The 11,816-nt window shown below is 59.2% G+C and carries 15 protein-coding genes; all 15 read left to right on the plus strand.

Going from position 1 to position 11,816, the window contains the following annotated elements; translation table 11 throughout:
* The first annotated feature begins 36 nt into the window (after nt 1-36).
* The 15 genes from Q0936_RS18325 (at nt 37) to Q0936_RS18395 (ending at nt 11,702) form a co-directional block, all read left to right on the plus strand.
* A complete protein-coding gene (locus Q0936_RS18325) occupies nt 37-324 on the plus strand; it encodes a Rho termination factor N-terminal domain-containing protein (RefSeq protein ID WP_299297452.1) in 288 nt (95 codons plus the stop codon).
* 4 nt (nt 325-328) lie between these two features.
* Nucleotides 329-664, plus strand: a complete 336-nt coding sequence (locus Q0936_RS18330) for a head-tail joining protein (RefSeq protein ID WP_299297450.1) — start codon at nt 329-331, stop codon at nt 662-664.
* A complete protein-coding gene (locus Q0936_RS18335) occupies nt 651-1,190 on the plus strand; it encodes a phage tail protein (protein ID WP_299297449.1) in 540 nt (179 codons plus the stop codon). The genes Q0936_RS18330 and Q0936_RS18335 overlap by 14 nt, the downstream gene beginning before the upstream one ends.
* The gene (locus tag Q0936_RS18340; protein WP_299297448.1) at nt 1,183-1,716 is read left to right on the plus strand and encodes a hypothetical protein; all 534 of its coding nucleotides are present in this window, start codon (nt 1,183-1,185) and stop codon (nt 1,714-1,716) included. Before Q0936_RS18335 ends, Q0936_RS18340 begins: the two co-directional genes overlap by 8 nt.
* Nucleotides 1,709-2,230: a phage baseplate assembly protein V gene (locus Q0936_RS18345; protein WP_299297447.1), complete on the plus strand. Its 522-nt coding sequence runs from the start codon at nt 1,709-1,711 to the stop codon at nt 2,228-2,230. The genes Q0936_RS18340 and Q0936_RS18345 overlap by 8 nt, the downstream gene beginning before the upstream one ends.
* A gap of 126 nt (nt 2,231-2,356) precedes the next feature.
* Nucleotides 2,357-3,304 (plus strand): DUF2726 domain-containing protein, encoded by a 948-nt coding sequence (locus Q0936_RS18350; RefSeq protein ID WP_299297446.1) that lies wholly within the window; start codon nt 2,357-2,359, stop codon nt 3,302-3,304.
* A gap of 190 nt (nt 3,305-3,494) precedes the next feature.
* Nucleotides 3,495-5,045, plus strand: coding sequence for a reverse transcriptase domain-containing protein (locus Q0936_RS18355; RefSeq protein WP_299297445.1), 1,551 nt, complete (start codon nt 3,495-3,497; stop codon nt 5,043-5,045).
* A 165-nt stretch (nt 5,046-5,210) separates the two neighbouring features.
* A complete protein-coding gene (locus tag Q0936_RS18360; RefSeq protein ID WP_299297444.1) occupies nt 5,211-5,549 on the plus strand; it encodes a GPW/gp25 family protein in 339 nt (112 codons plus the stop codon).
* The gene (locus Q0936_RS18365) at nt 5,546-6,439 is read left to right on the plus strand and encodes a baseplate J/gp47 family protein (protein ID WP_299297443.1); all 894 of its coding nucleotides are present in this window, start codon (nt 5,546-5,548) and stop codon (nt 6,437-6,439) included. The genes Q0936_RS18360 and Q0936_RS18365 overlap by 4 nt, the downstream gene beginning before the upstream one ends.
* The gene (locus tag Q0936_RS18370) at nt 6,436-8,334 is read left to right on the plus strand and encodes a phage tail protein I (RefSeq protein ID WP_299297441.1); all 1,899 of its coding nucleotides are present in this window, start codon (nt 6,436-6,438) and stop codon (nt 8,332-8,334) included. The genes Q0936_RS18365 and Q0936_RS18370 overlap by 4 nt, the downstream gene beginning before the upstream one ends.
* 9 nt (nt 8,335-8,343) lie before the next feature.
* Nucleotides 8,344-8,859 carry a phage tail protein gene (locus Q0936_RS18375; RefSeq protein ID WP_299144143.1) on the plus strand — a complete coding sequence of 172 codons (516 nt, stop codon included), beginning with the start codon at nt 8,344-8,346 and terminating at the stop codon, nt 8,857-8,859.
* Nucleotides 8,860-8,871: 12 nt separating this feature from the next.
* Nucleotides 8,872-9,576: a hypothetical protein gene (locus tag Q0936_RS18380; protein ID WP_299297440.1), complete on the plus strand. Its 705-nt coding sequence runs from the start codon at nt 8,872-8,874 to the stop codon at nt 9,574-9,576.
* Nucleotides 9,577-9,705: 129 nt separating this feature from the next.
* Nucleotides 9,706-10,887, plus strand: coding sequence for a phage tail sheath C-terminal domain-containing protein (locus Q0936_RS18385; protein WP_299378339.1), 1,182 nt, complete (start codon nt 9,706-9,708; stop codon nt 10,885-10,887).
* Nucleotides 10,887-11,393, plus strand: a complete 507-nt coding sequence (locus Q0936_RS18390) for a phage major tail tube protein (RefSeq protein WP_299298121.1) — start codon at nt 10,887-10,889, stop codon at nt 11,391-11,393. The genes Q0936_RS18385 and Q0936_RS18390 overlap by 1 nt, the downstream gene beginning before the upstream one ends.
* A gap of 9 nt (nt 11,394-11,402) precedes the next feature.
* Nucleotides 11,403-11,702 (plus strand): phage tail assembly protein, encoded by a 300-nt coding sequence (locus tag Q0936_RS18395; RefSeq protein ID WP_299298123.1) that lies wholly within the window; start codon nt 11,403-11,405, stop codon nt 11,700-11,702.
* Nucleotides 11,703-11,816: the final 114 nt, after the last annotated feature.

Genomic DNA, 11,816 nt, shown 5'->3' on the forward strand with positions numbered 1-11,816 from the left:
TCGCCTCTTCAAAGCCACTTTCTGGGAGCGCATCACATGGCGAAACAGATCACCCTCAAAATCACTTCGGCTGTCTCGATCGGTGGTAAAATCATCGGGCCCAACAAGACGGTCACCCTCGACGAGCCACTGGCGAAGAACCTTTTGCACCGTGGCCGTGCCGTGGTTTTCACCATCGACGAGGACGAAAAGCCGATCGGCAAAATGACCGCTGCCGAATTGAAGGCCGTTGCACAGGGCCTGAATATTGAAGGCGCGGACGCTTTGAACAAGGCCGATCTTCTCGAGGCCATCCAAAAGGCCGAAGAGGCCAAGCAAGAGTAACGCCATGCCCAAGCCCGGGTGGGAGGACCTCTCCGCCTTCTTCAGTCCAGACGAGTTTGCGACCACTGCGGTCATCACTCGTGGGGCAGAGGAGGTGGCAGAGGTCCTCGGCATTTTCGACGATCCGAATGAGGTCGCGTCCCTCGGTGACTACAACATGGACCACCCGACGCCTCGATTCACATGCCCAGCTGCTGCGGTCGTGGACGTGCGGTACAAGGACACCGCTACCATTGATGGCACCGCCTACGACGTGATGCAGGAGCCCGAGCTTGACGGCACCGGGCTCGCGACCCTGATCCTCGCCGAACCGAATGTGACCTACGATGCTGGCGTTTGACATTGACGATGATCAGCTCGGCAAGATCGCGGATGAATACGCGGCCACCCCGAGGCAGGTCGACTTGAGCCGAGGGCGCGCGCTCAAACGAACCGCCGGCACTATTCGCCGCATCTCCTCCAAGGGCCTGCAATCCGAGCTGGGGTTGCGCAACGCCACCGCACTGCGCCGTCGGATCAAAGAGTACCGGGTCGGCAAAGGCCGCAACGCCCTGAAGCTCTGGTACGGCGCAAACGATCTGCCGGTGTCTGCCTTCAAGGGCCGTGCCAGCAAAGCCGCGGGCGGGGTGAAGGTGGGCGAAACCATGATCCACGGCGCGTTCTTCGCGAAGATCGGTGGCAAGCGTCGCGTGATGGTCCGCTACGGGGCGAAACGGTGGCAGATCGGGGAGGCAAGTCTGCCGGTGGCCGACCGGATGATGATCTACCTCGAGGACGAGGTGTTCGTCGACCTCGACTCGATTTACCTGAAACACTTCCTCGCCGAGATCCGCGCGAGGACAATTCTGGGAGTGGGTGATGGGTGATCCGATCGACTTGGGCGCTGCGCTCGAAACTGTCGTCGCAGCCATTGCAGCCGAGTTCGGCACGTTCAAGGCGGTTGAGGCGGAGGACGAGAAGCGCAAAGGACTGCCGGTCCCTGCCATTCTGGTGCAAATCTCCGAGCTCGAGCCGGATCCTGATATGGACCCGCACACCGGACAGTTCCCTTGCCTGGTCCACTTGGAAGCTCGGATTGTGATGGGGCACCGGACGCCAAGAGTGCGCCGCGAGGTGGTCAAGGCCGCGGGCGCGCTTGCCGCGTTCTTGCACAACAGCCGCCTTGGCGTGGCATGGGGTGCGGCCAAGGTCATTGCCGTGGATCCTGACGACTTCGCCCCGCTGGCCGAAACCTTTGATATCTGGCGCGTCGAATGGGTTCACTCCGCCGACATTGGTGAAAGCTACTTTGTCGACGAGGGTGTCACGCCACATCAGGTCCTGGCGTCCTGGTCGCCCGACATCGGCCCCGAAAACGAGCCGGAGTATGAGGAGATCGCGGGCGATGTCTGATTTTACCAGCTCGGAATCGCTGCGCGCAATCGCGCAGATGGTGATGATTGCGGATGTCGTAGCTGTGGACGCTGCTAGCGCTCGGGCGCGGGTCAACTTCGGTGCAGACGCGACCAGTGCTTGGTTGCCATGGTTGACGGAGCGGGCGAGCTCGATCGCGGTCTGGGCGCCGCCGTCTGAAGGCGAGCAGGTCTTATGCCTCTCTCCCTCCGGTCAGACGAGAGATGCGGTCATACTCGGGGCGATATTCAGCGGCCCGAATCCTGCCCCCTCGGCGTCCGCGGGAGAGCACCTTGTCATAGTTGGTGACAGCTCGATCTCGATCACAGGCGGCGAGATTGTTCTGTCGAGCAATGGCACGACGCTGACTATCGACGGCGCGGGTGTGACCGTCTCTGGTCCGGCCATGGACGTGAAAACGGGTTCGTTGAACCACAACGGCACCGATGTGGGTGACACCCATACTCATAAGGACGTCACCGCCGGTCCCGATAGGACCGGTGATCCGACGTAAAGTCGCTCCCAGCCCAAAGGAGACATTAGTCTGGGTCGGTTTGAGGGCCTCAGCGCGGGACGGAGCCGCCGTTTCGAAAGACAATAGGAGTGTCGGCAAAGGGCGCTCCCGTGCTAGAGATAAGCAATGTTGCGCAAATTCAGAAACTACAGTGAAGATCGGGTTCAAAAGCAAATCCGCGCGGTGATAGGGCGTCACGGTGCTGAACTGCATGAAAAGGTGCGTGTCGCAGACATTGTAGATATCGACATGCTAGATCGACGCGAGCTAGGCACGTACTCGTTGCAGTCCCATTTCGATTTTGTCCTGATCGACGAGAGCCAACAAGCGGTCGTCGCCATCGAATTTGATGGGCCAGGACATAGCAAGTCCAATGACGAGAAGAAGAATTCGATTTGCAATCAGGCGGATCTACCGCTGTTGCGCATCTATGGGTTTCAAGAAGTGCGCGAAATCAACGCAATGACGTTAACGCGCTACTTGGTAGAGCTGGTGTTTCATGCGCGCATTTTCCAACAGATGAAAGTCGACGGGCACCTCGCCCCGAGCGAACCATTCATACTAAGCGGTTTCATCAAGGACGACGCCAAGAGCATTTTCGACAGCGAGTTCGATTTCGTCGGAAACGCAAACGGCAAACTGACACGCGCTTTGAAACAAAACGGTTTGGCCGACGACGACCTGCCGCACTTGAGTATTCACAGACTAATCGTGCGGTCGCCGGACGACGACCTTCGCGCCTTCGTTTCGATCAACTCGTCAAAGGGGCCGATCATCGGTACGGCAAACGTGCGCATCAGCCTGCCGTCACCCGGCTTCCTGGCCGAGATTGGAAGTATACCGATGGAGATCGCGCAATTCGCCGACGGGATGGCTTGCGATGATCTCTATGAGAACATCCGCCTCGTCGGCACTGGTGCGGGTCACGTAGTGAGATCAGCAGACGAACTGATTCCAGAGATCACAAACCTTGGTCGCCAAGGCTACTCATTCGCGTTCGGCGGTGGCGGTAGTCGTTCCGACGTTGATCTGATAGCGGCATTCACGGCGGGCTCTGTTGGCAAACTTTTTTGATCTCACAATCCAATGCAGTCATTGGTGCGTCCGTCAGCATCGGTGAGCCTGGGTTCGGTGTTAGCTTTGGCCGCACAGCGCGCCAAGGTCGGTGCGCAGCCCGAAGCGGACCTACGCATAAGGGATTGAAGATTTACGCGTTGCTACTTACTGGTGTACTGCATGTTCAATTGTGATGAGTAGGTAACCCATGCCCGGGCTCAGTAGTAGCGTATCACGCGAAATCGATTGGCACACCGCAAGTAGCAACGTGCTTGTGGATGCGCGCAGTGACTTTATTTTGGCACCGCATTTTGACCTTATATTTCGTGAAAAATCGGATGATTTGATTGCTCAGGTCGCCGCGGATTTAGCGTCGGGTCATTACGAACCGCAGCTTCCAATCTCTATAAGCGTCCCCAAACCTGGTCTTCTTACTAGACCGGGTTCAATTTTGTTGCCGAAAGATCGATTGATCTATCAAGCATTGATACAAGATATGCTAACACCCGTTGAGCAACAGTTCGACAGATCCAGATCGTTCAGTCATGTCCCATCTGATCAAGCTGATCGATTGTTCGAGCCATCTTATAGCGGATGGTCCGCATTTCAGCGACGTGTCGAAGAAATATGCAACGAAAAGCCAGTTATTTTACAGTGCGATGTCGCGAACTACTTTGAAACGCTGCCGCAACATAACCTTATTAATGCTTTGGAAGGTGCTTCGTGTCGGACCGAGTGCGTTCGGCTACTTGAAAAACTTTTGCTAGCTTTTCGCGAGAAGAGCTCACAAGGCATTGTTCAAGGTATTTTCCCGTCTGATGTGCTTGGCAACTTCTACTTGACCGACGCCGATGCGCATTGTGCACTTTTTGAACACCCCTCGGCCCGCTACGTTGATGACATATACATCGGGTTCGACAATGAATTGGGTGCACGCTCGTTTCTTGTTGATTTTATTGAGAGTCTTCGCAGTGTTGGTTTGACACTCAACGCGACAAAGACGCGAATATGCCGCTCAAGTGAGTTGCTATTTGAGCAACGAGAAGTCGACACCATGTTTCAAGCCGCGCGCGGCGAAGTTGAAACGACGCGAGATTTGATCGAAGAGGGAGCATATGGCTTTCAGGGTGACTGGATAAACTCAGACGACTATGAAGAAGCTATCAACGAAGGTTTGGACACCGAACTGCTGGCAGTCAGAGCCTTGATCGCGTACGATTATCCCGACGAAGAGTTGGCCGAAAAAATTGACCGGTTTTCGCTGCCCTACCTAAGGGCATCAGGAGACGATTTTGGGGTCGAAAGAGCATTCCAAGGTTTAGAGCAGCGGCCTCATTTAATTCGGCACTATTTTTCATATCTAAACCATTTTGCTCGAACAAATCCGGACGTCCAAGAGAGGATTGAAGCTCTCATTGTTCGGAACGGCTTTTATCTCGACTATCAAAGAATGTACTACATGGCAGGTGTATTAACGTGTCAAAATGTTGCTTCTGAAACAGTTGCACAAGTCATGACATGGTATCGCAACCGTTCTGTTGGAAGGCATACAAGAGCACTCGCCGCGATTTTTACTTGCAAATTTGGCAGCGCTCGGGAGCGCCGCGAGGTACGGGCAACGTATTCGAATGAAGACCCTTATGTCCGTGCTGCTATACTGTATGGAGCGCAATTCTTTACTAACGCTGAGAAGCGTACAATGAAGACAGCCTGGAACGGACACTCAGAGTTAAACTCTTTGATAGCTGCTGCGATCTAAGGCGTCGATGCTGTGCAAAGCAGACTTTGCAAAGTCCGCTTACTTCGCTCACTGAGCTTCCACGTCTTTGCCGCCGCTGGGTGCCAGGCCTTCGTGAGAGCAACAAGCTCTCCTTGAGGGGAACCGCCAGAGGATTGCCGCGCGCACCTTCCTAAAACTGGCTGCATGAATGGGCTCAGCGCAACCAATGGACGGAAACTCGGCGGCATCGACCACCTCCGTCAGTCGATCCGCGACATCCTGACAACCCCGATCGGGTCGCGGGTGATGCGGCGCGAATATGGTTCTCGCCTCTTCGAGCTGATCGACGCGCCGTATTCATCTGCCACGCGCCTGGCCATCATCTCGGCCACGGTCGAGGCTTTGATGATTTGGGAGCCTCGGATCGAGGTCGAGGAGGTCGCGCTTCGCAGCCATGAGCCGGGTCGGGTCACCATCGACTTGAGTGGGCGTTACTTGCCCGAGGGCCGCGATATCCTGATCGAAGGGATTGAGGTCACATGAGCGCGTTCTCTGCCATCAACCTCGATCGCCTCCCGGCGCCGATCATCATCGAGCAGCCGGACTTCGAGGCGCTGTTTCAGGCGCGTAAGGATCGGCTTGTCGAGCTGGCGCCTGATCTGGCTCCCGTGCTCGAGTACGAGAGCGAGCCGCTGGTGCAGCTCCTGCAAGAGGACGCCTATCGTGAGCTCCTCCTGCGGGCGGCGGTGCAGGATGCAGGATCCGGCAATCTGCTCGCCTTTGCTGCCGGGCCGGTCCTCGATCATCTCGCCGCCTTCTACGGTGTGGAGCGTCAGGTCGTGCAAGAGGCGGACCCGAGCGCGATCCCACCGGTCCCCGAAGTGCTCGAGGACGATGCTCGGCTGCGGAGCCGTGTGCAGCTTGCGCCGGAGGGGTTCACAACCGCGGGCTCTATCGGCTCTTACACCTTCTGGGCGCTAAGCGCGTCGACCGAGGTCAAGGACGTGATTGTCCTCGAGACTGCGACCCCGGGCGAGGTGCGGATTGTGGTGCTATCGACCACCGGGACCGGCGTGCCGGATCCCGCGCTCTTGGCTTTGGTTGACGACAACACCCAACCGCGGCGTCCGCTCACCGATCGCGTGTTCGTCGAAGCGGCCACGGTCGAAGAGTACTCGATCGATGCCGAGCTTTTGCTCGAGGACGGTCCCGACGCGGAGCTCGTCCGCCAGGCGTCGCTGTCGGCGGTACAGGCTTACGCCAATGATAGCCACGGTATGGGCCGCAGCGTCACCATCGCAGGGTTGTATGCCGCCCTTTATCGCGAGGGTGTTCTTGATGTGATCATCACCTCGCCCGCGCAGACGGTGGCGGTCGACCAGGACGCCGCCGCCTTCTGCACCGACATCTCGATCACGATCGGGGGTGCATGATGGCTGACGTTCCGACCATTCTGCCGTCCTCTTCGACGCCGCAGGTCCGTGCCGTCGAAACCGTCATGGCCGAGCCCAAGGCGGGCATGCAACAGCCGCTTGCGCACCTGTGGAACGTGGACACGTGCCCGCTCGATCTTTTGCCCTGGATGGCCTGGGCGTTCTCGATTGACCTGTGGGAGCACGATTGGCCCGAGGCGACCAAGCGCCAGGTTGTGCGCAACGCCATCTCGATCCACCGCCGCAAGGGGACCAAAGGTGCGGTTGAGGACGCGCTGTCTGACCTCGGGTTTTGGGCCGAGGTCATCGAATGGTTTCAGGCGGGTGGCGACCCACACACCTTTTCGGTCGATGCCTACGCCGATGACCTGGTGGATTTTGGCTGGCCGGTCACGCCCGAACAGATCGACGCCCTGCGCCGCCACATCGACTACGTGAAGCCCGTTCGGTCGCACTACACGGTGCGGGTCGGTGAGCGTTTCAAGGCATGGATGCACGCCCGTGGAGGGCTTCGAGATCGGAGTGTTGACCAGATGACCCAAGAGGCCAAGCCGCGTGTCCATGTGACTGAGGCGCGGATGCACGTGCGCGCTGGAGCGCGTGAGCGCGCAGTGTCCCGCATGGTCCAAGAAGCCAAACGGCGCACCGTCTGGCACCCGCCCATGAACGCGGTCGGCAAGCTGCTGATGGGCCTTTGGCATGGGCAGTCCAATTCGGTCGGCGCAACCTCGGGCATTGGGATCGAAATTGATCCGTATGTTATCACGGTGAACCCACCGTATCCCGAGCATCTGTGGTCTTTCTCGGGCGGCGTGCGACCGCACCAGGGCGGCTCTGGCCCGACCTCGCGGGACACACTTATCGATCCCGCACGGCTGGGCGCATTCATCCCCGCCACCGAAGGCGGGCCCTCGGTCACCGCCCGCGAAAGCATCGCGATGGGCTGCGCCGAGGTGCTCATGGGACCGTCCGGGTATGACCAGACCGCGCCGATGGTCGTCTATTCCGGGGGGCACGGGTCAACGGACTTTGCGCGCCTGGTGATCGACCGCAACGGCGTTGTGTCGGTGCCGTGGATGAACATGCAACTGGCCGTCGCCAAGGCCAAGGCCGAGGCCGATGCGTTGGGCCTGGAGCTGGAGATTGTCAGTTTCGTCTACAACGGCAACGAAAGCGACTATGAGGACCCCAAGGCGCTCTGGCTGGCGAATTGCGCCATCCTGCGCGCGGCGGTTGATGAGCTGGCGGCAAGTGTCGGCCAGACCACACGCATCCCATTGGTTCTGTGCCAGGTAGGCGCACCGCACCGCGAAAACAACACCGTCTCGCCGGTCACCATCGGGTCGCAAGAGTTCGCCGCTGATCCCGCCAATTACACGGTCGCGGCCCCGCAATATTGGGCAGAGGTCGGTGACTTCCCCAGCGTCCACTACATCAGCCCAAGCCACCGGCTGTTGGGCGAAAAGCTTGGCTACACCATCCTCGACATGATCCACGGCCACGATCCCCAGGTGCGCATCCTCGATGGTGCGCGCGACGGAGCGTCCGTCACGTTGACCTACTCGCACGACGTGACCATCGATGCGGTGCGCGTGGGGCAGGTGGACAACCTTGGCCTGTCGCTGGCCGATGACATCGGAGAGATCGATCCGATCAACCTGGTGGTCGATGGCAACCGCGTGGCCTTCGACCTGACCCGCTGGCCTGTGGGTGATCTGGCGGTGTCGGTGGCGTGTGGCAATCACACACGCTTTCCCGCCGGTTCGGGCTTGGGATCGGCACATGGTCAACGGTCTAACTTGCGCGCCGTTGAGCTGCGCCATCAAAGCATTTCGCAACCCGATCTCGGTTTCCCGGATTGGGCACAACACCAGCAATTCACCATCGCGGCATAGGAGCATTCGATGCCTGAGACACTCATTACCGACACCGGCGAGCGACTGTTGGCCCTGGCAACCGGGTCGGGCGCGCAAGTCGAGATCACGCACATCGCCATCGGGGATGCCAATGGCCTGGCTTACGATCCGAGCTATGATCAAACCGCGCTGGTCAACGAGATCGCACGCGCGCCTATCGAGCTGCAAAGCCAGGTGGATGCCAACTCATGGCGTGTCAAAGTGTCGTTCCCGGCCACCATGCAGCAAGCCTATGTCCGCGAGATCGGGGCCTATGATGTCGATGGCAACCTGGTCACCATCTGGGCGGGCCTCGATGTCGAGCCGCGCCAGGTCGGTGTGGTCGATTATCTGATCGATCACGTGCTCGGGTTCAGCCGCACCGCCGAGGGATTGCTGATCGTCAGCGCCCCAGACGACGAAACCGAGAATTTCCGCATGGCGACCACACGCATGCTGGCCGAGCTGGCCCACCAGCAATTCCTGCAATCCGAAGCTATCCGCGCCGGTCTGAGCGCTTTTTGAGGAGCATTCCCCATGACTGAAACAACTCTATCCGAAGCAACAACTGCCCTCTGGGCCGCTGCCAATGGCTACAATGGCAAGATCGGTGAGATCGATGCAGCCGTGGCCGCGATCATCGGTGCGTTGTCCTCGACCAAGCGCCGGTTCTGGGTGGACCCGGCCAACGGCAATGACGCTTCTGTGACCGGCGATCTGGCCGCACCGCTGCAAACCATCCAGGAGGCGGTGGACCGCAGTGTCGATGGTGGCCTGTTGCAGATCGAGCTTATGGGGCCGGTCCACATCACCGAGCAAATCGCGTTCAAGGTTGGGCATGTGATCATGCGGTCACAAAATGGCACACGTCACCGCGTCACCTTTGCGCCGCAGATTAACGACAACAGCATCTTTGGGCCGCGCTTCACATTCATTCCGTCCTTGAGCTCGATGCAATTCCGTGAACTCGAATTTGTCTCGTCGCCGCGTTCGCCGCATGTTCAGCAAAAGAATATGATTGGCACCCAGCTCAACGTGGCCGTGACGTTCAACGACTGCCGTTTCACCGTCGAGGCGGGGGCCGATCTTGCGCTCTTTGGCGGTGATGGCGTTGCCACCTTCGTCCTCGATGACACGCCCGCGCCTGACGAGATGGCCGGTCTGTGGTTTGAGGGCGTGGCGGCAAACACGCCCATCGCGGATGCCCCGCAGGTGCTCTACGCGCCTCTGGCTACGCTCTAAGTCAGCCAATTTCGTGTCAAGGAAGCCCACCAATTCGGTGGGCTTTTCTTTTGGGGGAACCGCCAGAGGAAGTGGACGGGCGCGGGTGGGATGTTTGTTCAAAGAGCAACATCCGCAAGCGAGGTCCATATGGCTTTCCTACACGGCGTCGAGGTCCTTGAGATCGATGCAGGTCCCCGTCCGATCCAGACGGTCAAATCATCTGTCGTCGGTATTGTCGGCACTGCACCTGATGCAGATGCCGACGCTTTCCCGCTCAACACACCAGTGATGGTTGCCGGTTCGCGGAGCCACGCGGCTCGGCTTGACATGGCCAGCAACGGTCGCGGCACGCTCCCTGGAGCGATGGACGGGATCTTTGATCAGATTGGTGCGGCAACGGTTGTTGTCCGCGTCGAAGAGGACGCCGACACAACTCAACAGCTTGCCAACGTCATTGGCGGTGCTCACGCTGGCACAGGTCAGTTTGAGGGGGCACACGCCCTCCTCGGGGCCGAGAGCGTATTGGGGTTCGCCCCTCGGATCACAATCGCTCCCGGTTTCACTCATGAACGCCCGGCGGGCAACGCCAACCCGGTTGTCGCAGAGATGCAGGGGATCTGCGAACGGCTACGCGCAGTCCACTTCGCTGATGGCCCCAACACCACAGATGCGGACGCAATTGCCTTTGCCGGTGACTTCGGATCTGACCGCATCTATCTGAGCGACCCATGGCACAAAGTCCTGTCTGGTTCGGACATCCTTGACCGTCCACCGTCGGCGCGTCTTGCGGGGGTACAAGCCAAGGTCGACAACAATATCGGTTTCTGGGCATCGCTGTCGAACCAGACCATCAACGGCATTGTGGGGACAACTCGTCCGGTCGATTTCAAGCTGGGTGACGCAAACTCCCGAGCCAACCTGCTCAACGAGCAAAAAGTCGGCACAACCATCCGCCAAAACGGTTATCGCACTTGGGGCAACCGCTCGCTCACAGACGACACCAAGTGGGTGTTCCTGAGCGTCCGCCGCACCGCCGATATCATCAACGACTCGCTCCTCCGAGCACACCTCTGGGCCGTCGATCGCGGCATCACGCGCACCTATGTGCAGGACGTCCAGGAGGGCGTGAACGCCTATCTCCGCGACCTGGTCGCGCTGGGCGCAATTCTCGGCGGCAAATGCTGGGCTGATCCAGACCTCAACTCCGCGGCGAACATCCAGCTTGGCAAGGTCTATTTCAACTTCGACTTCACGCCTGTCTACCCCGCCGAGCACATCACATTCCGTTCGCACCTTGTGAACGACTATATCCAGGAGGTGTTTACCTGATGGCTGCCGAGGACATTCTCAAGTATCTCAATCTGATCGCGGATGGCCGCGGTTACGCGGGCAAGCTCGAGGAGTACAACCCTCCCGACCTGGTCGTTTCGACCGAGGAGTTCCGCGGCGGGGGCATGGATGCTCCGATCGACATCGACATGGGCCAGGAGAAGATGACCACCTCCTATGTCCTGACCTCCTACGATGCCGACATTCTTGCCTTGTGGGGCATCAAAGACGGCTCGTCGGTGCAGCTCACGGCCCGCGGTTCGTTGGAGAGCCCCGACGGCACCACTACCGCCGTCGCCCACCAGATGCAGGGCAAGATCATCTCGGTCGCACGCGGGACATGGGGTTCCGGCAACAAGCCGTCGCTGACGATCACCCAAACCCTCACGTACTACCGCGAGGTTCACGGCGCGCGCACGCTGCATGAGATCGACGTCATCAACATGGTGCGGATCATCGACGGCGTCGACCAGCTCGCCGAGCACCGCGCCAACATCGGCTTGTAAGGAGGCATCATGAGCGAGGGGACACTGCCAGAGTGGCTGACCGAGGAGGACGACGGGTCCGTGACGGTCAGCTTCAAGGACATGAAGCGCAAACCGGAGATTGACGGTACCGAGGTCAGTGAGTTGCGCATGCGCGAGCCGTCGGTGATGGACCAGCTCGCGCAGGAAAAGAAACACCGCAACAAAGGCGACGCCGAGATCGCTCTGATCGCAAATCTGACCGAGCAATCCCCCGACGCCATCCAAGGCCTGAAGATGAAGCAGTACAACCGCTGCGCGGTGGCACTCGCTTTTTTCCAATCCGACTGACCAGCGCGCAAGTCCGGGTTCTGGCCTTGGGCCTGGCCCGGCACACCGGGTGGTCAGCGTCTGAGATCATGGCCATGCCGGTCAGTCGTTTCATCTGGTGGGTCGAAGGGTTGC

The sequence above is a fragment of the uncultured Tateyamaria sp. genome (assembly GCF_947488715.1).
GTDB lineage: Bacteria > Pseudomonadota > Alphaproteobacteria > Rhodobacterales > Rhodobacteraceae > Tateyamaria.